17 protein-coding genes and 1 tRNA gene are annotated in these 20655 nt (G+C 61.4%); 13 read left to right on the top strand and 5 right to left on the bottom strand.

The window, feature by feature from the left end:
* Positions 1–202: 202 nt before the first annotated feature.
* The 3 genes from ABFY71_RS01295 to ABFY71_RS01285 all read left to right on the top strand — a co-directional run bounded on the left by ABFY71_RS01295 (position 203) and on the right by ABFY71_RS01285 (position 3290).
* Positions 203–1726, top strand: coding sequence for an ATP-binding cassette domain-containing protein (locus ABFY71_RS01295; RefSeq protein WP_347944337.1), 1524 nt, complete (start codon positions 203–205; stop codon positions 1724–1726).
* 96 nt (positions 1727–1822) lie between these two features.
* Positions 1823–2458, top strand: a complete 636-nt coding sequence (locus tag ABFY71_RS01290) for a PilZ domain-containing protein (RefSeq protein ID WP_347944336.1) — start codon at positions 1823–1825, stop codon at positions 2456–2458.
* A gap of 151 nt (positions 2459–2609) precedes the next feature.
* Positions 2610–3290 (top strand): PilZ domain-containing protein, encoded by a 681-nt coding sequence (locus tag ABFY71_RS01285; protein WP_347944335.1) that lies wholly within the window; start codon positions 2610–2612, stop codon positions 3288–3290.
* A 47-nt stretch (positions 3291–3337) separates the two neighbouring features.
* On the opposite strand, the gene ABFY71_RS01280 is transcribed toward ABFY71_RS01285, so the two are convergent.
* Positions 3338–4282, bottom strand: a complete 945-nt coding sequence (locus tag ABFY71_RS01280) for an AraC family transcriptional regulator (protein ID WP_347944334.1) — start codon at positions 4280–4282, stop codon at positions 3338–3340.
* A gap of 97 nt (positions 4283–4379) precedes the next feature.
* On the opposite strand from ABFY71_RS01280, the gene ABFY71_RS01275 reads away from it, so the two are divergent.
* The gene (locus ABFY71_RS01275) at positions 4380–5138 is read left to right on the top strand and encodes an SDR family NAD(P)-dependent oxidoreductase (RefSeq protein WP_347944333.1); all 759 of its coding nucleotides are present in this window, start codon (positions 4380–4382) and stop codon (positions 5136–5138) included.
* Positions 5139–5205: 67 nt separating this feature from the next.
* Here the strand turns inward: ABFY71_RS01275 and glnA are convergent, their stop codons facing one another.
* A complete protein-coding gene (gene glnA / locus ABFY71_RS01270) occupies positions 5206–6615 on the bottom strand; it encodes a type I glutamate--ammonia ligase (RefSeq protein WP_347944332.1) in 1410 nt (469 codons plus the stop codon).
* 69 nt (positions 6616–6684) lie between these two features.
* Positions 6685–7023: a P-II family nitrogen regulator gene (locus tag ABFY71_RS01265; RefSeq protein WP_305578142.1), complete on the bottom strand. Its 339-nt coding sequence runs from the start codon at positions 7021–7023 to the stop codon at positions 6685–6687.
* A gap of 371 nt (positions 7024–7394) precedes the next feature.
* Between ABFY71_RS01265 and ABFY71_RS01260 the strand changes: the two genes are divergently transcribed.
* The 6 genes from ABFY71_RS01260 to clpX all read left to right on the top strand — a co-directional run bounded on the left by ABFY71_RS01260 (position 7395) and on the right by clpX (position 13335).
* A tRNA-Leu gene (locus ABFY71_RS01260) sits at positions 7395–7479 on the top strand.
* 46 nt (positions 7480–7525) lie between these two features.
* Positions 7526–8905: a trigger factor gene (gene tig, locus ABFY71_RS01255; protein ID WP_305578144.1), complete on the top strand. Its 1380-nt coding sequence runs from the start codon at positions 7526–7528 to the stop codon at positions 8903–8905.
* 169 nt (positions 8906–9074) lie between these two features.
* Positions 9075–10547, top strand: a complete 1473-nt coding sequence (locus tag ABFY71_RS01250; protein ID WP_347944331.1) for an NAD(P)H-hydrate epimerase — start codon at positions 9075–9077, stop codon at positions 10545–10547.
* 134 nt (positions 10548–10681) lie between these two features.
* Positions 10682–10912 carry a hypothetical protein gene (locus ABFY71_RS01245; protein WP_305576290.1) on the top strand — a complete coding sequence of 77 codons (231 nt, stop codon included), beginning with the start codon at positions 10682–10684 and terminating at the stop codon, positions 10910–10912.
* 345 nt (positions 10913–11257) lie between these two features.
* Positions 11258–11887: an ATP-dependent Clp protease proteolytic subunit gene (locus ABFY71_RS01240; protein WP_305576288.1), complete on the top strand. Its 630-nt coding sequence runs from the start codon at positions 11258–11260 to the stop codon at positions 11885–11887.
* A gap of 170 nt (positions 11888–12057) precedes the next feature.
* The gene (gene clpX, locus ABFY71_RS01235; RefSeq protein ID WP_305576285.1) at positions 12058–13335 is read left to right on the top strand and encodes an ATP-dependent Clp protease ATP-binding subunit ClpX; all 1278 of its coding nucleotides are present in this window, start codon (positions 12058–12060) and stop codon (positions 13333–13335) included.
* A gap of 64 nt (positions 13336–13399) precedes the next feature.
* Here the strand turns inward: clpX and ABFY71_RS01230 are convergent, their stop codons facing one another.
* Positions 13400–14482 (bottom strand): citrate synthase/methylcitrate synthase, encoded by a 1083-nt coding sequence (locus ABFY71_RS01230; RefSeq protein WP_347944330.1) that lies wholly within the window; start codon positions 14480–14482, stop codon positions 13400–13402.
* An 83-nt stretch (positions 14483–14565) separates the two neighbouring features.
* Between ABFY71_RS01230 and ABFY71_RS01225 the strand changes: the two genes are divergently transcribed.
* A complete protein-coding gene (locus tag ABFY71_RS01225) occupies positions 14566–15699 on the top strand; it encodes a citrate/2-methylcitrate synthase (protein WP_347944329.1) in 1134 nt (377 codons plus the stop codon).
* 16 nt (positions 15700–15715) lie between these two features.
* Here the strand turns inward: ABFY71_RS01225 and rocF are convergent, their stop codons facing one another.
* Positions 15716–16684, bottom strand: coding sequence for an arginase (rocF, locus tag ABFY71_RS01220; RefSeq protein ID WP_347944328.1), 969 nt, complete (start codon positions 16682–16684; stop codon positions 15716–15718).
* 425 nt (positions 16685–17109) lie between these two features.
* Between rocF and lon the strand changes: the two genes are divergently transcribed.
* Positions 17110–19545, top strand: a complete 2436-nt coding sequence (gene lon, locus ABFY71_RS01215) for an endopeptidase La (RefSeq protein ID WP_347944327.1) — start codon at positions 17110–17112, stop codon at positions 19543–19545.
* A 131-nt stretch (positions 19546–19676) separates the two neighbouring features.
* The gene (locus ABFY71_RS01210; protein ID WP_347944326.1) at positions 19677–20648 is read left to right on the top strand and encodes a hypothetical protein; all 972 of its coding nucleotides are present in this window, start codon (positions 19677–19679) and stop codon (positions 20646–20648) included.
* The last annotated feature ends 7 nt before the right edge of the window (positions 20649–20655 follow it).

Genomic DNA, 20655 nt, shown 5'->3' with positions numbered 1-20655 from the left:
CTGCATGACCGTTATCGAGCGTCACCGACAGTGTGGCCCCGTCTTCGCCCTGTGGCAGCAGCTGCAGGGCTGACCAGGATCTGGTTCGGACGCTTTTCGATATCCCCCAAATCTGGTTTGCCCTTCATGGCGGTCGTCTGACCGCTGTCTGATGGCATTTGGCGCGCTTTTTCTCGCGACGCCGCTCCAGTGAGATACCAAAATGGGTTCGATCAGCCTCCGCAATGCCGGCCTTGTGGCCAGTGACGCTCTATTTTCCAACCTGAATTTCGTGATCGGCGCGGGCGACCGTGTTGGTCTGGTGGCCGGTAATGGCCGGGGCAAGACAACCCTGTTGCGGGCCATGGCCGGGCAGGGTGAACTGAGCACGGGCGAACTGGTGCGCTCGCGCGGCCTGCAGGTGGGCTATGTCGAACAGGACATGCCGCCGGCCAGTATGGGGCTGACCCTGTATGAGATGGTGCTGGCAGCGTTGCCGGAAGCCGAGCGGGCCAGTGAGAGCTGGCGCGTCGATGTTGTGCTTGATGAGTTCGAGACCCCAGAGGCCTTGCGGCATCGTCCGCTCAGCCAGCTCAGTGGCGGCTGGCAACGCATTGCCCTGATTGCGCAATGCTGGGTGCTGCAGCCCGATGCCCTACTGCTGGATGAGCCGACCAATCACCTGGATCTGGGCAAGCTGTTCCAACTGGAAAACTGGATCAATCAGGCTGCGCGCAATATTCCGGTGGTGATCGCGAGCCACGACCGGCAGTTTCTCGACGCCACGACTACGCGGACCCTGTTCCTGCGGCCCGAGGTGTCGCCGCTTTTCGCCCTGCCGTACAGCAAGGCCCGCCTGGCATTGGCCGAGTTGGACGAGGCGGCCGAGCTCAAACGCGAGCGTGACCTCAAGGAGGTCAGCAAGCTGCGCAAGCAAGCGGCCAAGCTGACCAATATCGGCATCAATTCGGGTAGTGACCTACTGGTTGTCAAATCCAAATATTTGCGGGAGCGGGCCGAAAAGATTGAGAGCACTGTCCGCTCGGTCCACAAGGACCGCAGCGGCGAGATCCGGCTGGGTAATAGCGGCGCACAAGCCAGGGTGATGCTGGCCTTCGACAATGTGACGGTCAGCAATCCGGTGGGTGAAAAGCTGTTTGTCATCGACAAACTGCATGTGTTTCAGGGCGACCGATTGGTGGTCCTGGGCCGCAATGGCGCGGGCAAGTCGCAATTCATGGGACTGCTGCACCGGACCATCAACGGGCAGGAAACGCCGGGTATCCGCGTCAGTCCGCAGATTGTGCCGGGCTATATCGATCAGGCGATGTCGTTTCTGCCCGACAGGATCTCGCTGCTTGATTACATCACCAGCCGGTTTGATGTCGGGGATCAACGCAGCATGAGCCTGCTGGCTGCGGCGGGGTTCGCGCCCGAGAGGCAGGATCGGCCAATCGGTACCCTGTCATTGGGTCAACGGGCCAGGCTAGGTCTACTGGCGCTGCGCCTGCAGGCACCCAATTTCTATCTGCTGGATGAGCCGACCAACCATGTCGACATCGCCGGTCAGGAGCAGTTGGAAGCCGAAATCCTCTCCCATGGCGCTAGCTGCGTGCTGGTGTCGCATGACCGCAGTTTTGTGCGTGGACTGGGTGAGCGCTTCTTGCTGATCGACAAGTGCAAGTTGGTCGAAGTCGAGACCCCCGAACTATTCTTCTCGAGCATGGCGCAGGAAACAACCCTATAGAATTATCCGACGTGTCAGGCAATTAGCTAGATCTGGTAGGTAAGTCTTTATCATTTTGACTGCAGTCTTGTGTTGTTTGCCCGGGGGAGGTTTTCGATGTCTGTGCTGTCAGATGTACGACGCCATGACGATGTGCGCTATATTGGGGCATTGACGGGCTGCTACACTCTGGCGGAGCGGCGAGAGACTGCGCAAGATGCGGTGCCGGTCTATGCCTGCCGTCTCTGTTCGATCTCTCCGGTCCAGGCGGTCATTGTTGCGCCGGTGATTGCACAACAAGCAGAGCCAGTATCGATGCATTTTCAGGATTTCGGGGTGTTGCGCGGGCCGGTGGTCCGACCGACAAGGACCGGCTTCGTGCTTGACCTCGAACTGGACGAAGCTGAACGTGCCAAACTGGCCGCGAAAATTCGTTGGAAAAAGAACAGCGGGCGCAGTCAGTTGATCGACAAACGTGAGTTCAAGCGTGTGTTGCCCCGACACCCGAGGACAGTAATGACGATGGCGGATGGCAGCATGACGCCATGCTTTGTCATCGACATATCGCAATCGGGTGCTGCAGTGTCGTCGAGCATTCTGCCGGCCAAGGGAACGCCGCTGGCGATCGGTGGCTTGCTGGGCCGCGTTGTACGGCGGCTCGATGTTGGCTTTGCGGTAGAGTTCATTGCTGTTCAACCGCTGGAGGGCCTGGAAGCCCGAATGGCGATGCATAGTCCCGGCCTCGTGACCTAAGCAGAAAACCTTATCTAGTCGCGTCAGCAAGTTTTAACGAAATCTCCCTAGTCTTTGTTGGTATTCTGATTGCTTGCAGGCGTAGGCCCGCTTTCATTTGAATATTTCTCATGTCTTGGCTCTTACTGGGGCGTGGGGGAGGGACCTATCCATGTCGCTAGACGTAGATTGCGCGGACGTATCGTCGCGCTCCAATTTTGACTGGCACGACGTGCGCTTCATTGGTGCCATCGGGGGACGCTACGCCATGGCCAGTCGCCCGCACCGCGGTGCGCACAAGGCGCCGGTCTATGCTTGCCGCCTCTGTTCGGTATCGACCCGGCTTGCTGTCGTGGTCGGGCCGGTGGTGGGCCGACCGGGTGAAGATATCATTGCGCACTTTGATGGCTTTGGCTTGCTACGCGGGTGTATCACCCGCCAATTGCCTAGTGGTTTCGTCATGGATTTGCGGTTGAACGCGACAGGGCGCGAGAAGCTGGGCCGCAAGATCGTCTGGCACAAAAAACACTTCTACGAACAGTTGGAGGACCGGCGCGAGCATAAGCGCATCCAGTTGCGCGAGCCGCGCACGGTCGTCACGCTGGGCGATGGCACACAGATGCCCGGTTTTGTGATCGATGTGTCGTCCTCAGGCATAGCCTTGTCGACCCGATCCGCTCCGCCGCTGGGGACGCCGCTGGCTGTCGGGCGGCTGGTGGGCCGGGTGGCGCGCATTCTTGAGGTCGGGTTTGCCGTCAAATTTCTCGCCTCGCAGGATATTGACGAGATCGAGACGCTGATCGTGCCGCCCCAACTGGCGCCAATCACTGCCGCAGACGGCGATCGCGCCTGAACGGCTAGCGTGGTGGGGTGACCCACCTGGCGCTGGCGAGTGGGCCCTCAGGCGATGGCGCCCTCAAACTCCCCTGCGGCCATGCCGGGCAAGGCATGCATGTCGCGCGCATAGCGGGCCGGCGATACGCCGACTTCGCGCGTGAAAGCCACGCTGAAGGCGCTTGACGATCGATAGCCCACCTGCCGGGCAATTTCGCCCACGCTCGCTTCCCGCTTGCGCAGCAGGTCCTTGGCCAAAGCCAACCGCCAGACCTTCAAGTATTCCATCGGCGCCATGCCCACCGCGCTCTGGAACCGCTCATGGAATCCCGAGCGGGACAAAGCCGCCTGGCGCGCCAGTTCGACCACCGTCCAGCCGCGCTCGGGCCTTGCATGCATGCCCCTTATGGCAACGGCTAGCCGATCGTCCGACAGGCCCCGCAACAATCCCGGCGCATCGCCCAGCTCGACCGTCGACCGCAGCGCTTCGATCAGCAGAACTTCCAGCAAATGCTGCAACACCACTTCGCGCCCCGGCTTGCTACCCCCGGCCTCGTCACCCAGCAATTGCATCAGCATGGCCAGGCGATACTCGCCCCGCACCACCACCAGCTCAGGCAGTAGAGATGAGAGCAAGGTCGCATCGTCGGACTGGAATATGCAGTATCCCACCAAGGCCCGCATATCGACCGGCCCATCAACACTACCGACCCGATAGCCACCTCCCGGCAGGATCACAGGATCGATCACCATGTCATTGTCACTGCTTGGGACATCACTCCACATCATGAAGTCCTGCGCCGAGGGGATCAGAATGAAATCCCCTGCATTGACGATGACCTCGCCGCTTTGATGATCCCGGTAACGCAGGCTCCCTTTGAGCACCGCGACATAATAGGGGTTTGGCGATTGTGTCCGTCTCACCCGCCACGCCCCTGATCCGGTTACACATTTGGAGAACGGCGCGCCGGGCTGCAGCAAGCCAACGATCTGCGCCAGGGGATCAGTCATTCTGGACTCATTCGAAATTATCCTGGACTTTTGGATATAGAACGTCCAGCTGCTGATGACCACCTCCTGTTTGGCCAATCAAGAACAGGATCATGCCATGACTGAAGACTCACGCATCGCACTCGTCACCGGCGCCAATCAGGGCATCGGGCTGCAAATCGCCACCGATCTCGCTGCCAAGGGCCTGACAGTACTGCTCGCCTCGCGCAACCTTGACCGGGTCACCGCAGCCGCCCAGACCATTGCCGGGGATGTTCATCCCCTCCAGCTCGATGTCACCGACCCGGCCTCCATCCGGGCCGCGGTGGCGCAGGTCGAGCAGCAGTTTGGCCGCCTCGACATTCTCATCAACAATGCCGCCATCTCCCGGGCCAATGGCCAGGAAAGCGAGACCATGCAGGACTACATCCAGCGCTCGCGGGCCACGCTGATCTCGGTTGATGAAGTGCGCGCCATCTGGGAGACCAATGTGTTTGGTGTCCTGGCCGTCACCCAGGCCTTCGTACCCCTGCTGCGCACGTCGACAGGCGCCCGGATTGTTAACATTTCGAGTGGACTCGGTTCGCTCACCGTCAACGCCACGCCGCATCCCTACCGAGCGACCTTCAACCCCGGCTACGGCGCCTCCAAGACCGCGCTAAACGCCATTACGCTGGCCTTTGCCATCGATCTTGAAGCGGAGGGCATTGCCGTCAACGCCGTGACCCCCGGCTTCACCAGCACTGCGCTCAACAATTACGAAGGCACCGAAACCGTCCAGCAGGGCGCCGCCGAAGCCGTCCGCGTCGCCCTCATGGGCAGCGACGGCCCGACCGGCACCTTCACCGCGTCGGTCAACGAAACCCATCCCTGGTAGCCGCCTCCATTATCACAAACAAAAAGGGCGCCTGGCGGCGCCCTTTCTTCGTTCAGACCTGTTCGGCTTAGGCCGAATAGTACATTTCGTATTCGACCGGATGCGGGGTCTGCTCGAACTTGACGACTTCGGTCATTTTCAGCTCGATATAGCTGTCGATCTGGTCCTTGTCGAAGACGCCACCGGCCAGCAGGAACTCGTGATCGGCTTCCAGGGCACCCAGTGCTTCACGCAGCGAACCGCAGACATGGGGGATTTGCATCAGTTCCTGGCGCGGCAGTTCGTACAGATCCTTGTCCATCGGGTCGCCGGGGTGGATCTTGTTCTTGATGCCGTCGAGGCCAGCCATCAGCATGGCCGAGAAGGCCAGATATGGGTTGGCCAGCGGATCGGGGAAACGGATCTCGATGCGCTTGGACTTGGGTGACTGGCCGAACGGGATGCGGCATGAGGCCGAGCGATTGCGGGCCGAATAGGCCAGCAGCACGGGGGCTTCAAAGCCGGGGACCAGGCGCTTGTAGCTGTTGGTGGTCGGGTTGGAGAAGGCGTTGATGGCCTTGGCGTGCTTGATGATGCCGCCGATATAGTACAGCGCATCCATGCTCAGACCAGCATACTGGTCGCCGGCGAACAGCGGCTTGCCGTCCTTCCAGATCGACTGGTGGCAGTGCATGCCTGAACCGTTGTCACCGAAGACCGGCTTGGGCATGAAGGTCACGGTCTTGCCGTAGGCATTGGCGACCTGGTGGATGACATATTTGTAGATCTGCACGTCATCGGCAGCCTTGATCATCGGCGCAAACTTGATGCCGAGTTCGTGCTGGGCCGAGGCCACTTCGTGGTGGTGCTTTTCAACCACAACGCCCATGTCGGCCATTGCGGCCAGCATTTCGCCGCGGATGTCCTGTGCGCTATCGAGCGGCGGTACCGGGAAATAGCCCTTCTTGAGACCGATATGGTGGCCGCTATTGCCGGCTTCATAAGCGGTGTCATTGTTGGACGGCAGTTCGGGATGGTCGACTTCAAAGCCCACCTTGAACGGGGTATTGGAGTACTTCACGTCGTCGAACATGAAGAATTCCGGCTCGGCACCGAACACGACGGTGTCGCCGATGCCGGTCGACTTCAGATAGGCCTCGGCCTTCTTGGCCGTGGTGCGCGGGTCGCGGCTATAGGGCTGGTAGGTCAGCGGCTCGAGAATGTCGCAGTTCACCACCATGGTGGACGCGCTGAAGAACGGATCGATGTAGTGCGAATTGGGATCGGGCATCAGCACCATGTCGGACTCGTTGATGGCCTTCCAGCCACCGATAGAGGAACCATCGAACATGGTGCCTTCTTCAAACAGGTCTTCATCGACGATGGAAACGTCGAGCGTGACGTGCTGCAACTTGCCGCGCGGGTCGGTGAAGCGCAGGTCGAGATACTTGATGTTCTCGTCCTTGATGCGCTTGAGGAGGTCAGCTGCGGTGGTCATTAGGTCTTCCCCTGTCTGGATCGGAATGCTTGGGTTGATATGGCGGCGCGTCGCGGTCAGGGCAGGGCCCTAGAGCGCGTCGTCGCCGAATTCTCCGGTGCGGATGCGGATGGCTTGCTCGATCGAATAAACGAAGATCTTGCCGTCGCCGATGCGCCCGGTCTGGGCGGCGCTGCGGATCGCTTCAATGGCCTTTTCGGCGAGTTCATCGGGGCACACGACCTCGACTTTCACCTTGGGGAGGAAATCCACGACATACTCAGCGCCACGATAGAGCTCGGTATGACCCTTCTGACGGCCAAAGCCCTTGGCTTCGGTCACCGTGATGCCCTGGAGGCCAACTTCCTGCAGCGCCTCTTTGACTTCGTCGAGCTTGAACGGCTTTACGATAGCCTCGATCTTCTTCATTTGAGCCTCCACGGGTCATTTGGGCGGGTACGCCAGAGCAGTATGCACGGCTTGTGCCAGCTCGGTTTGTCAGTTCAAACAATAGCATAAACAATGTGTTATGACGACCTGATCCCTTCGGGCCCGCGGCTGCGGCCATAGTGAATGATTAAAATCTAGGCAGCGTGGGTGTTTCGCGAGCAAAGCTGCGCCATTTCACCCGGTCGTTGCCGCCGGCCGCCGTTACATTGTGCATATTGGTGAGCGGTGCCAGGTGGCTTTGCCGCACTTTGGGCTCGCGGGACCGCAATCCGCGCAAATCGAGCAGCAAGGCTTTGACTGGCTTTGTGTCTTCCTATAGATGCAAGCCAACCCGGCCAACGGGTCCTTCAGCGGGTGTGGCGGAACTGGTAGACGCACTGGATTTAGGTTCCAGCGCCGCAAGGCGTGGAGGTTCGAGTCCTCTCACCCGCACCAAATGGGATCTGGCCCTCTAGAGATAATGATTACGGGATTGATCCGAATGCAGGTTACCGAGACCCTCAATGAAGGCCTGAAGCGCAAGTTGAGCGTTACCATTCCGGCTGCCGACTTGAATACACGTCTGGACGTCAAGCTCGAAGAGCTCAAGGGCCAGGCCAATATCAAGGGCTTCCGTCCCGGCAAGGTGCCGATGGCGCACATCAAGAAGATGTATGGCCGTTCGGCGATGTCCGAGGTGATGACCGACGCGATCAACAACACCGTGTCCGAGACGCTGGACAAGCGCGAAGAGCGCGCTGCGGCGCAGCCCAAGGTGGATCTGCCCGACGATCAGGCCGTGATCAACGACGTGCTGGACGGCAAGGCCGATCTGGCCTTTGAAGTTGAATATGAAGTGCTGCCACCCGTCACGTTGATGGACCTGAAGGGCGTGGCGCTGACCAAGCCGATCATCGACATCAGCGATGACGAAGTGACGGCCGAAGTGAACCGTGTGTTTGCCCAGAACCGTGGCTATACCGACAAGGGCGACGACGCCGTTGTGGAAGATGGTGATCGCCTCGGCCTGTCGTTTGTCGGCAAGATCGATGGCAAGGAATTTGACGGCGGCAAGTCCGACCATGCGCATCTGACCGTGGGCTCGAAAGAGTTCATCCCCGGCTTTGAAGAGCAGTTGATCGGCTTCAAGAAGGGCGAGACGCGCGACATCGAGGTGACCTTCCCCAAGGATTACCAGAGCGACGAACTGGCCGGAAAGAAGGCGGTTTTCACCGTTACCGTGCTGCATGTCGATGGTCCGAACGCCGGCGAACTGAATGACGAGTTTGCCAAGAGCCTGGGCATGGATGACGTGGCCGCGCTGCGCGAGGCCGTAAAGACACAGATGGAATCGGCGCTGGCGTCGATGAGCCGTCAGCACATGAAGCGTCAGGTGCTTGACGCTCTCGATGATGGCCACAAGTTCGACGTACCGGCACAGCTGGTCGAGGCCGAATTTGCCACTATCTGGCAGCGCGTCGAGCATGAAGTGCAGAGCCACGGCAAGTCCTTTGAAGACGAAGGCACTACCGAGGAAGCGGCGCGCGCCCAGTATCGCACCATTGCCGAACGCCGCGTGCGTCTGGGCCTGGTGGTTGCCGAAATCGGCAACAAGAACGACGTCAATGTGACTGAGGAAGAGCACCAGCAGGCGCTCATCGCCGAGGTGCGCCGTTTCCAGGGCCAGGAACAGCAGGTTTATGACTACTACCGTCAGAACCCGCAGGCACTGGCTGGTCTGCGTGCGCCGGTGTTCGAGAACAAGGTCGTTGATTTTGTCATCGAGCAGGGCAAGATCACCGACAAGAAGATGACCCGTGAAGAATTGGCCAAGCTGATCCAGGCCGACGAAGACGATGTTCCCGAAGAGCATCACCACTAGATTGCTTAGAGCGATCACTGCACGGCCGCCCAGAAATGGGCGGCTTTTTGCTTTCTGGGTGTAGTTGAGTTTACCGCATGGTGAGCTTGTCGAACCGCGTGGTGACCGGGCACAATGCCACCACCTCGTTCTTTGACAGGCTCAGGATGAGGTCTGTTGAGAGATTTCCATGACCGTTGCTCCCGCTGATATTCTTCTCACCCCGCAACAGATGGGTGAGGCCGACCGGCTGGCGGTGCAGGCCGGCAGCCGGTCACTCAAGTTGATGGAGGCCGCGGGCCAGGCGGTCGCGGAGGCCGTGCATGAGCACTTCTATCAGCGCTCGGTACTGGTGCTGTGCGGGCCGGGCAATAATGGCGGCGATGGCTTTGTGGTGGCGCGGCTGCTCAACCAGAAGGGCTGGCCGGTGCAATTGCGCCTGGTGGGTTCACCCGAGGCGCTCAAGGGTGATGCAGCGGCCATGGCCAGGCAGTGGACGGGCCGGCTGGCCGCGCCGACCCTGCAGGACATCGAGGATGCCGATCTGATCATCGACGCCCTGCTGGGTGCCGGTCTTGACCGCGATGTCGAAGGCGCATTTGCCGAGATTATCGAGGCGGTCAATGCCAGCACAAGGCCGGTGGTGAGCATTGACATGCCTTCGGGGCTTGATGGCGCCACCGGTGCCGAGCGCGGCCCCACCATGATCGCCGAGCTCACCGTGACCTTTTTCCGCCTCAAGCCGGGGCACTTGCTGCAGCCGGGCCGGGAGTTGTGCGGCGAGGTCGTGCTGGCCGATATCGGTATTCCGGCAAGTGTGCTCGACCTGATCGATGCGACTACCTGGCAGAATACGCCAGCGCTATGGTCGGTACCGGTGGCCGATAGCGCTGGCAACAAGTTTGACCGTGGCCATTGCGTGGTGGTGTCGGGCGGGCCGTTGCAGACCGGCGCGGCGCGGCTAGCGGCCATGGCGGCATTCCGGGTGGGTGCCGGGGTGGTGACGCTGACAGGCAGTGAGGCGGCGCTGATGGTGCATGCCAGCCACGTTACAGCGGTGATGCTCAAGCCCGCGGAGGATCGCGCCGCGCTGGCCGCGCTGCTAGCCGACAAGCGGATGAATGCCGTGGTGATCGGGCCCGCCGCGGGCGTTGGGCCAAAGACGCGCGACAATGTCCTGGCGGTGCTGGAATCGGGCGCGGCCGCCGTGCTCGATGCCGATGCGCTGACCAGCTTTGGTGGCGATGTTGACGCCATGGCGGGCGCCATCAAGGCGCAGGGACGGACTGTGGTGCTGACCCCCCATGAAGGCGAGTTCGAGCGCATGTTCGGGACGGTGCCAGGCAGCAAGCTGGAGCGGGCGCGGGCGGCAGCTGTCCTTTCCGGTGCTATCATCGTGCTCAAGGGCAGCGATACGGTGATTGCCAGTCCCGACGGGCGAGCCGCGATCAATGCCAACGCGCCGGCCTGGCTGGGCACGGCGGGCTCGGGTGACGTGCTGGCCGGTATGGTGGCCGGTTTGCTGGGGCAGGGTATGGACGGCTGGGAAGCTGCCTGTGCAGCTGTCTGGCTGCACGCCGAAGCCGCCAACCGGTTTGGCTCTCCGGGGCTGATCAGCGAAGATTTGCCCCTGCTGGTGCCGGGTGTGCTGGCCAGTCTTTGATACCGGTCGCGGACCAAACCGCTGCTTGAAAAAAGCTGGCTGAGCGCGGAAGGTCGCCGCCGCAATGCAATGGGCGGGTTGCCCTTGCTGGAAAAACCGCTAGTGGAGTGGCAACGAGCCATGGAGTGCCGATTTTGAGCGAGCTGACCCTGACCCAAGCCATCGACAATATCTATGCGTCGATCAAGAACGACAATGACGAACTGGAAAGCCATATTGCTGCGCTCAAGGCGGCCATGGCGCGTGAAGGCGTGAAGGAAGCCGTCTTCGAGCCCGCCAAGCTGGCGCAGTCCAATCGTCAGGGCCGCAAGATCATGCAGTCCTATTTCAAGAAAAAGGGCGTGGCCGTCAGTTTCTCGGCCTAATTCGGTTTCGGTTGAGCGTTGTGGCCCATCGCTGGTGATTCCGCTGAGCTGCAAGGCTCACCGGGTAATCACCGCAAGAGCCAGTTTTGGTTTGCATTTTCCGCAACGCGCAATTAACCCCGCGCCATGAGAATGGCCGACGCGGCGTCCGGCCTATTGAAGCGCGCCGCATTGCCGCCTATCTGTGCCCGTACCGCACAGTGATGCGGCGGCTGCAGGTGCGCAGTCGCGCTGATTCGAATTGACACGATCCCCGGGGCTACAATTTCTGGTCCGGGTGGCCACCGTGTCCCAACCAACGACAATGCTAGCCAGTCTCGAACTGGCGCAGCAAAGGGGCAGTACATGCGGGATCCGCACGATATCTACATGAATACGCTCGTTCCGATGGTGGTGGAGCAATCCAACCGCGGCGAACGCGCTTTCGACATCTATTCGCGCCTGCTGCGCGAGCGCATCATTTTCGTGACTGGTGTGGTCGAGGACAATATGGCGTCGCTGATCGTGGCGCAGCTGCTTTTCCTCGAATCAGAGAACCCGAAAAAGGAAATCGCGCTCTATATCAATTCGCCTGGTGGCGTGGTGACCTCTGGTTTGTCGATTTATGACACCATGCAGTTCATCCGTCCGGCCATCGCCACCATGGTGATGGGGCAGGCCGCTTCGATGGGCTCGCTACTGTTGGCCGCCGGTGAAAAAGGTATGCGTACCAGCCTGCCAAACTCGCGCGTCATGGTTCACCAGCCCTCCGGCGGGTTCCAGGGTCAGGTCACCGACATCATGATTCATGCCAAGGAAGTCGAGGGTTTAAAGCGACGCCTTAATCAGATTTATGAGAAGCACACCGGCCGCACATACGAGGAAATCGAGAACGCTCTCGAGCGTGATCGCTTCCTGTCACCCGAGGAGGCCATGACCTTTGGCCTGATCGATAGCGTGCACGACAAGCGCATCGTGCCCGAGACCGCGAGCTAATTGGCTGCGTTAAGCACAATGCTGATGCGCCGTGGACTGTGATCCATGTGCGATTGCACCAAGCCGGATCGGTCTTTAGGATCGGTTCGGCTTAGACTTTCTTTAGGCCCAGGCGTTACCCTTGAGGATACGCTTGGTTTTGGGGGCGCTCTGCCCCCGGGAGTGAACAGATGTCCAAAGAGACGACAAACGGCGAAACCTCAAAGAACACGCTTTATTGCTCGTTCTGCGGGAAATCCCAGCACGAGGTTCGCAAGCTGATCGCCGGCCCAACCGTTTTCATCTGTGATGAATGCGTCGAGCTGTGCATGGACATCATCCGCGAAGAGAACAAGACCTCGATGGTCAAGTCCTCCGAGGGCGTGCCGACACCGGCAGATATCTGCAAGGTGCTCGACGATTACGTCATCGGCCAGTTCCGCGCCAAGCGCGTGCTCTCCGTGGCCGTCCACAATCACTACAAGCGCCTGCACCACTCGTCCAAGAACCAGGATATTGAACTTTCCAAGTCCAACATCCTGCTGATCGGCCCAACCGGTTCGGGCAAGACGTTGCTGGCGCAGACCCTGGCACGCATCCTTGATGTGCCCTTCACCATGGCCGATGCCACCACGTTGACCGAAGCCGGCTATGTCGGCGAGGATGTGGAAAACATCATCCTCAAGCTGCTGCAGGCTGCCGACTACAATGTTGAAAAGGCCCAGCGCGGCATCGTCTATATCGACGAAGTCGACAAGATCAGCCGCAAGTCGGACAATCCGTCCATCACCCGCGACGTTTCGGGCGAAGGCGTGCAGCAGGCACTGCTCAAGATCATGGAAGGTACCGTTGCCTCGGTGCCGCCCCAGGGTGGTCGCAAGCATCCGCAGCAGGAATTCCTGCAGGTGGATACGACCAATATCCTGTTCATCTGCGGTGGTGCCTTCTCGGGTCTGGAAAAGATCATCTCGGCGCGCGGCGAAGGTTCGGGCATCGGCTTCTCGGCCGTGGTCAAGGACCCCAATGATCGTCGCGTGGGCCAGATTCTGGCTGACGTTGCCCCCGAGGATCTGGTCCGTTTCGGCCTGATCCCGGAATTCATCGGCCGTCTGCCGGTGCTCGCAACGCTGGAAGATCTGGATATTTCCGCGCTGATCGAAATCCTGACCTCGCCCAAGAACGCGCTGGTGCGCCAGTACCAGCGGCTGTTCCAGATGGAAGACGTGGAACTGACCTTCAAGGACGAGGCCCTCAAGGCGATCGCCGAGAAGGCCATTGAACGCAAGACCGGTGCGCGCGGCCTGCGTTCGATCATGGAAGGCATCCTTCTCGACACCATGTACGACCTGCCCTCGCTCGAAGGCGTGGAAGAAGTGGTGATCAGTGCCGAAGTGGTGAACGGCAAGGACGTGCGTCCGCTGTACATCTACTCCGAGCGCAAGAAGGAAGACCTGCCCGCCGGGGCATAGGTTTTTCGTAGACAGAATTGAAAGCGCCGGGCCCTTGGGTCCGGCGTTTTCTGTTTGGGCGGTTTCAGGCGGCCGCTTGCGGCTGTGGCCCCACATAGACCGAGCTGGGCCGGATCAGCTTGCCGGTTTCGGCCTGCTCGCGGGCATGGGCGACCCAGCCGCCGACGCGACCCATGGCAAAGACGCCGGTGAAGGCCGCGCGCGGGAAGCCGAGGGCTTCGAGCAGCAGGGCGGTGTAGAATTCCACATTGGTGTCGAGCGGTCGGTCGGGTTTTTTGGCCTTGAGCTGGGCCAGGGCGGCGGTTTCGACCGCTTCGGCAAGGGCCAGTCGGGCCGGGTCGATGGCGCCGGCACTGGCGAGGCGGCGCAGGGCGGCCTTGAGGGCATCGGCGCGCGGGTCGCGGACGCGATAGACGCGGTGGCCAAAGCCCATCAGCCGATGGCCGCGCGCCAGTTCGGCGGCAATCCAGGCCGGCGCCCGCTCGGGACTTGCCGCGGCGTCAAGCATGTCGAGCACCGGGCCGGGGGCACCACCATGCAGCGGGCCCTTGAGGGCGCTGAGTGCGGCCAGTACCGAGGAGGTCAGCCCGGCCTGGGTGGAGGCCACGACGCGGGCTGCAAAGGTGGAGGCGTTGAGGCCATGGTCGGCGACGGTGACCAGATAGCAATCGAGCGCGGCGGCCTGTTGCTGGGTGGGCATGGCGCCGGTCAGCATGCGCAGGGCATCGGCGGCGTGGGGCAGCGATGGGTCCGGTGCAAGGGCGGCCTGGCCTGCCTTGAGGCGCAACAGGGCAGGGATGAAGACGGCAGGGGCCGCAACCAGGCGCAGGGCGCTCTGCAGATCATCACCGTCGGCGAGGCGAGCGAGCAAAGCACGCATGCCATCGACCGGTGGCAGGGCGACCAGCGCGGGGTCGGCGGCGGCGAGATGCTCGAACACCGCCAGACGGGCCGTCCCAAGGGCGCCGGGCATGGCGCCGGACAGCGGAAAGAAGCCGTCAAACAGCAGGCCAAGCACATCTTCGTAGGTGCTGGTGGCGACCAGATCATCAAGTGAGACCCCACGCACGACCAGGCGGCCATTCTTGCCGTCGACATCGGACAATACCGTCTGGGCGGCGACGACATCTTCAAGGCCAGCGTTCATCTTGTTCTCCTATGGTTGTTGCCCGCCAAATTAGGAGCGTCTAGATTGACGTCAATCTTGACCAATTGGATCAATGTGTAGCGATGGACTGGCTGACTGCCCCAGAGGCCCTGACATTGTTGGGGACCCGGCCCCAGACGCTATACGCCAATGTCAGCCGAGGGCGGATCAAGGCGAAGCGCGACCCCGATGACAGCCGCAAGAGCCTCTATCGCGGCGATGATGTGCGGCGGCTGGCCCAGCGCGCGGCGGGACGGCGACGGCAGGAAGCCGTGGCAGCGGAGGCGATCCGCTGGGGCGAGCCGGTGATGCCCTCAAGCCTGTCGACCATTGTCGACGGCCGCTTGCTGTATCGCGGTCAGGATGCGGTGGAACTGGCCGAGCATGGCACGCTGGAAGGCATGGCTGCGCTGCTGTGGGGGGCCGAGCCGTTTCAACTGCCGGTGCGGACCCGCGGCGCGGCACCATCGCTGCAGGCCGCGTTTATGGCGCTGGCCGAACGTGCGGCCAATGATGCACCCAGTATTGGCCGCTCCGAGCTGATCCTGCGGGTGGAAGCCATTTCGGTATTTGCCAGCGTCGCCAGCGCTTTGGCGGGCGGGCGATCGGCAACCGATCCGTTACACGTGGCGTTGGCCCTGGCTTGGGACCGAGTGGGAGCCGCCGATATCATCCGCCGGGCGCTGGTCTTGCTGGCCGACCACGAACTCAATGCTTCAACCTTTGCCGCGCGGATCACCATTTCCACGGGCGCGCCCTTGTCGGCCGGGGTGCTGACGGGGCTGGCGACGTTGAGCGGGCCGCTGCACGGCGGTGCCAGCGTCGCGGCGCAGGCTCTGGCGGGGCAGGCCAAGAGCCTGGGGGCCGAGGCGGCAGTGCTGGCGCGGCTGGGGCAGGGCGTGAAACTGCCGGCCTTCGGCCACCCGCTCTATCCCGATGGCGACATTCGCGCGGCGGCGCTGTTCGGGCGCTTTACGCCCCCCGAACATTATGCGGCGCTGCATGCGGCGGCCTACAAGATTACCGGCGAGCGGGCCAATATCGATTTTGCGCTGGCGGCGCTGAGCGAGGCCCATGATCTGCCCCATGAGGCGCCCATGGTGCTGTTTGCGCTGGCGCGCAGCGTTGGCTGGCTGGCGCATGGGCTGGAGCAGGTCAAAGGCGGCCAGCTGATCCGGCCGCGCGCGCATTATGTCGCGGCCGCTGCCGACCACTAGAGCGGTCAATGCGACCTCAAATGCCGCGGACGGTGGCGTCCACGCCTGTGCGCACGCTCTGGCGTGGCATGATCTGGCGACCGAATAGACTGGCCGTCAAATCCACCAGCAGGCGTGCGCTCATGCTGGCATTGTCGAGATAGGGATTGAGCTCCACCAAGTCGAGCGAACCCATGGTGCCGCTGTCGTGGATCATTTCCATCACCAGATGCGCCTCGCGGAAGCTGAGACCGCCTGCGACCGGGGTGCCAGCGCCCGGGGCGATGGCAGGGTCGATGACATCGACATCGAGACTGACATGCAAATGACCGCCGACCGCCTCCACGCGAGCCAGCACCTCACGCATCAGGGCGACCACGCCCATTTCGTCAATGCGCCGCATGTCGATAACCTCGACGCCGCGATCTTCCAGCAACTGGCGCTCGGGACGGTCAATCGAGCGGGCGCCGAACACGGTGACATGGCGCGGATCAATCGTGCCGCGCCAGGGGCCGGAGAATTCCGGTCCGAAATCGGGTTCGCCGCAGAGCAGGGCCAGCGGCATGCCGTGGATGTTGCCGGTCTCCGAGGTGGCGGGGGTGTTGAAATCGCCATGCGCATCAACCCACAGCACGAAGAGCGGCTTGCCCGTCGCGTCGCAGTGCTGCGCGACGCCCGACAGGGTGCCGATGGAGAGGCTATGGTCGCCGCCGATGAATACCGGCAGGCGCCCCGCGCCAAGCGCTGCCGCGGCCTGTTGGCTGCTTTGGGCCGCCATGGCCAGCACAGCAGCCTGGCGGCGCTCTGGCAATTGCCAGACGGTGTGGGGTGTAGCGGCGGCAGCGATGTCGCCGTGATCGGTGACGGCGTGACCGAGGCCCGATAGCACATCGGCGAGCCCGGCAATGCGCATGGCGTCTGGACCCATGGTGCAGCCGCGCCGCGATGCGCCAGCGTCGCAGGCAATGCCGAACAGGTCGATGGCGAGAAAGTCCGGCTGGCTCATGGCATGGTCCTGCTCTGGTCGGGGTGGTGGGAACGGCGACGTCGACCACACTATGCAGGAGAGGAGGGCGCGGGAGCCAGCCCGTTGGCAGGGTTATCCGCCGTGCTGCGTGATAGCGGTACACAAACCCGCCAGCGCGCTTGATCTTGTGGGCCAGCATGCGCATCTAACGGTGCATGGGGCACGGTATCCGGTCGCGCCCGCATCCACCCTGCAGTCAAGGCACACCGGTGTTTCCGGCCCAATTGCATATCTTGTGTGCATGTTGACATTAACCGTCAGTTTTCCGGCACAGTTGACTTGCGGCAGCGGTAGATGGACCTATTTATTAACTGGAATCAGCCCAGCCTCAATGTCTGGAGCTGTCTACTACTACGGGCGCGCACCTCTCTTCCTCTCCCCGCGCGCCCCGGAAAGGATACGAGATGACGGACGTTATTCCCACAGGCGGCGAAGCAAGCCGGGATCGCGTTTACCCGGTACTCCCGCTGCGCGATATCGTGGTGTTCCCCGGCATGATCGTGCCGCTGTTTGTCGGCCGCGAAAAATCGGTCAAGGCAATTGAGGAAGTCATGCGCGACGACAAACACATCCTTGTCGTAACCCAGAAAAATGCCCAGGACGACGATCCGGCTCCCGATCAGATCTACGACACCGGTACCATTGCGACGGTATTGCAGTTGCTCAAGTTGCCGGACGGCACCGTCAAGGTGCTGGTCGAAGGGCTGCATCGCGCCACCATTGATCGCTATTTGCAGACCGAAGACTATTTCGAGGCTGAGGGTTCCATCCTGCCTGAGCCGGCTGAAGACGCGGTCGAGATCGAGGCGCTGTCGCGTTCGGCGCTGGCCGAGTTCGAAAACTATGTGAAGCTGAACAAGAAGATTTCAGCGGAAGTGGTTGCGGCTGTCGGGCAGATCGAAAATCACTCCAAGCTGGCCGATACCATTGCCAGCCATCTGGTGATCAAGATCGCCGAAAAGGAAGACCTGCTGTCCTGCGTCTCGGTGATCGAGCGGTTCGGCAAGATCCTTGGCCTGATGGAAGGCGAAATCGGCGTGCTGCAGGTGGAAAAGCGCATCCGTGGCCGCGTCAAGCGGCAGATGGAGAAGACCCAGCGCGAGTACTATCTCAACGAGCAGATGAAAGCGATCCAGAAGGAACTGGGTGACGGTGAAGAGGGCTCCAACGAGATCGCCGAGATCGAGGAGCGCATTGCCAAGACCCGCCTGTCCAAGGAAGCCAAGCTCAAGGCGGAAAGCGAGCTGAAAAAGCTCAAAGCGATGAGCCCGATGTCGGCTGAAGCCACCGTGGTGCGCAATTATCTTGATACATTGCTCGGCCTGCCTTGGGGCAAGAAGAGCAAGGTCAAGCGCGATCTGGTGCTGGCCGAGAAAGTGCTCGACGAAGACCACTATGGCCTCGAAAAGGTCAAGGAACGCATCCTTGAGTATCTGGCCGTGCAAGGTCGTACCGGCTCGCCAAAGGGCCCGATCCTGTGCCTCGTCGGCCCTCCGGGCGTCGGCAAGACCTCGCTTGGCAAGTCGATTGCCAAGGCGACCGGTCGTGCCTTCGTGCGCATGGCGCTGGGCGGGGTACGGGACGAAGCCGAAATCCGCGGCCATCGCCGCACCTATATCGGCTCCATGCCCGGCAAGGTGATCCAGTCGCTCAAGAAGGTGGGCAAGTCCAACCCGCTGTTCCTGCTCGACGAGATCGACAAGATGGGCCAGGACTTCCGGGGCGATCCGAGTTCAGCACTACTTGAAGTGCTCGATCCGGAACAGAACCACACCTTTGCCGATCACTATCTCGAGGTCGATTATGATCTGAGCGATGTGATGTTCGTCACCACTTCGAACACGCTCAACATTCCCGGCCCGCTGATGGACCGCATGGAGATCATTCGCTTGTCCGGTTACACCGAGCAGGAGAAGCATGCGATCGCCAAGCAGCACCTGATCCCGGAAACGCTCAAGGAAAACGGCCTCGCCCATGGCGAGTTCGAACTGAGCGACGAGATGCTGACGGCCTTGATCCAGCGCTACACCCGTGAAGCAGGTGTCCGCAACCTCAAGCGCGAAATCAGCAAGCTGATGCGCAAGGCGGTGACCGAAATCGTCAAGACCAAGGTCAAGAAAGTGGTCATCGACGAAGAAAAGCTGACCAAGTTCCTGGGTGCCGACATCTACACCCATGGTGAGATCGAAGCCGAGGCACAGGTCGGTCTGGTGACCGGGCTGGCATGGACCTCAGTGGGTGGCGAGCTGCTGACCATCGAAGGCGTGATGACGCCGGGCAAAGGTCGGATGACCGTGACCGGCAACATCAAGGAAGTGATGAAGGAATCGCTGACGGCGGCCACGGCCTATGTCCGGTCCAAGTCGATCGAGTTCGGCATCAAGCCGCCCATGTTCGACACGCGCGATATCCACGTGCATCTGCCCGAAGGCGCAACGCCCAAGGACGGTCCATCGGCGGGTATCGGCATGGCGACGGCTATTGTCTCGGTGATGACCGGCATTGCCGTGCGCAATGATGTCGCCATGACTGGCGAGATCACCCTGCGTGGCCGGGTGCTGCCGATTGGTGGCCTCAAGGAGAAGCTGCTTGCAGCGCTCCGTGGCGGCATCAAGACAGTGCTGATCCCTGAGGAAAATGTCCGCGATCTCGCCGAGATCCCGGACATCGTGAAGGAAGGCATGGAGATCATTCCGGTCAGCCGGATGGACCAGGTGATCAAGCATGCGCTGGTCAGCCAGCCTGTGCCGATCGAGTGGGACTTTGAAGCTGCGGCTGCCGCTGCGGCCGCCAAGGTCGATGCGCCGACGGACGACACTACGACCGGCCTGCCGCATTAGGCCGGGCGATGTAATGAATGCAAACGGCGGTCCGCAAGGGCCGCCGTTTTTGTTTGAGCGCTTGATGGAGATCAAATTCACTGCCGCGCTCCCGACTTACGCTCGTTCGACACGGAAGTCGGAGACATGTGGTGACGCAGGCGGTGGGAGATTATGCCGATACGGCGGTCATTGACTGGCTGCTGGCTGGCGATGTCGCCATAGCCTTTCAGGCCCGGCGCGACCTGCTGGACGATAAGGACCAGCAGTTGCAGGCTCGGATAGCAGGTGAGGGGTGGGGTAGGCGCTTTCTTGCCGCACGTCATGCTGACGGCAGCTGGGGGCAGGGGTTCTACCAGCCCAAGTGGATCAGCTCGCATTATACGCTGCTCGACCTCAAGACGTTGGAGATCGACCCGCACAACGAACGAATTCGGCAGAGCATTGCCAAGATCGCTTCTGAGGAGAAGAGGCCCGATGGCGGAATTGGCCCGGCCCGGTCGATCCCGGTGAGCGATGTCTGCGTCAATGGCATGTTTCTCAACTATGCATCCTACTTCCAGAGCCCGGAGACCGATCTGCAGTCCATCGTCGATTTCATCCTTGCGCAGCGGATGGACGATGGCGGGTTCAACTGCCGCAGGAATATGTCGGGCGCGCAGCACAGCTCATTGCATTCCAGCCTGTCGGTGGCTGAGGGAATTCAGCAATACGCCATGAGTGGCTATGCCTATCGGCTGCCTGAGCTGGTTGAGGCGGCAGCGTCGGCACGCGCGTTCATGCTCCGGCACCGCCTGTTTCGCTCGCAACGCACTGGTGAGATCATAAGTCCGCAAATGTTGCGCTTTGCGTTCCCGCCGCGCTGGAGGTTCAACATTCTCCGCGCGTTGGACCATTTTCGGGCCGCCGGTCAGCCCTGGGATTCCCGCATGTCGGATGCACTGGTGATCGTGGCCTCAAAGCAGCGGTCGGATGGAAGATGGCTCTTGCCGGCGGCACATCCCGGCCAGGTCCATTTCCAGATGGAACAGGTTGGGCTGCCCAGCAGATGGAATATGCTCCTGGCACTACGTGTCCTACGCCGGTTTGGTGCCGAGATGGTGGCAACCCCCCAGGCGGTGTGACCGGATG

Source organism: Devosia alba (assembly GCF_039938915.1).
Taxonomy (GTDB): domain Bacteria; phylum Pseudomonadota; class Alphaproteobacteria; order Rhizobiales; family Devosiaceae; genus Devosia; species Devosia alba.
The sequence above is the reverse complement of the archived record's forward strand: the minus strand, read 5'-3'. Positions and strand labels throughout refer to the sequence as shown.

What these genes read in the sequence shown, in the direction of transcription:
- ABFY71_RS01265 (WP_305578142.1), bottom strand. Translation starts at nt 7,023, where the DNA reads ATGAAGAAGATCGAGGCTATCGTAAAGCCGTTCAAGCTCGACGAAGTC.
- ABFY71_RS01225 (WP_347944329.1), top strand. Translation starts at nt 14,566, where the DNA reads ATGGACTGGCTGACTGCCCCAGAGGCCCTGACATTGTTGGGGACCCGG.
- ABFY71_RS01285 (WP_347944335.1), top strand. Translation starts at nt 2,610, where the DNA reads ATGTCGCTAGACGTAGATTGCGCGGACGTATCGTCGCGCTCCAATTTT.
- ABFY71_RS01290 (WP_347944336.1), top strand. Translation starts at nt 1,823, where the DNA reads ATGTCTGTGCTGTCAGATGTACGACGCCATGACGATGTGCGCTATATT.
- ABFY71_RS01230 (WP_347944330.1), bottom strand. Translation starts at nt 14,482, where the DNA reads ATGAACGCTGGCCTTGAAGATGTCGTCGCCGCCCAGACGGTATTGTCC.
- ABFY71_RS01295 (WP_347944337.1), top strand. Translation starts at nt 203, where the DNA reads ATGGGTTCGATCAGCCTCCGCAATGCCGGCCTTGTGGCCAGTGACGCT.
- rocF (WP_347944328.1), bottom strand. Translation starts at nt 16,684, where the DNA reads ATGAGCCAGCCGGACTTTCTCGCCATCGACCTGTTCGGCATTGCCTGC.
- clpX (WP_305576285.1), top strand. Translation starts at nt 12,058, where the DNA reads ATGTCCAAAGAGACGACAAACGGCGAAACCTCAAAGAACACGCTTTAT.
- ABFY71_RS01240 (WP_305576288.1), top strand. Translation starts at nt 11,258, where the DNA reads ATGCGGGATCCGCACGATATCTACATGAATACGCTCGTTCCGATGGTG.
- ABFY71_RS01280 (WP_347944334.1), bottom strand. Translation starts at nt 4,282, where the DNA reads ATGACTGATCCCCTGGCGCAGATCGTTGGCTTGCTGCAGCCCGGCGCG.
- ABFY71_RS01275 (WP_347944333.1), top strand. Translation starts at nt 4,380, where the DNA reads ATGACTGAAGACTCACGCATCGCACTCGTCACCGGCGCCAATCAGGGC.
- lon (WP_347944327.1), top strand. Translation starts at nt 17,110, where the DNA reads ATGACGGACGTTATTCCCACAGGCGGCGAAGCAAGCCGGGATCGCGTT.
- glnA (WP_347944332.1), bottom strand. Translation starts at nt 6,615, where the DNA reads ATGACCACCGCAGCTGACCTCCTCAAGCGCATCAAGGACGAGAACATC.
- ABFY71_RS01250 (WP_347944331.1), top strand. Translation starts at nt 9,075, where the DNA reads ATGACCGTTGCTCCCGCTGATATTCTTCTCACCCCGCAACAGATGGGT.
- tig (WP_305578144.1), top strand. Translation starts at nt 7,526, where the DNA reads ATGCAGGTTACCGAGACCCTCAATGAAGGCCTGAAGCGCAAGTTGAGC.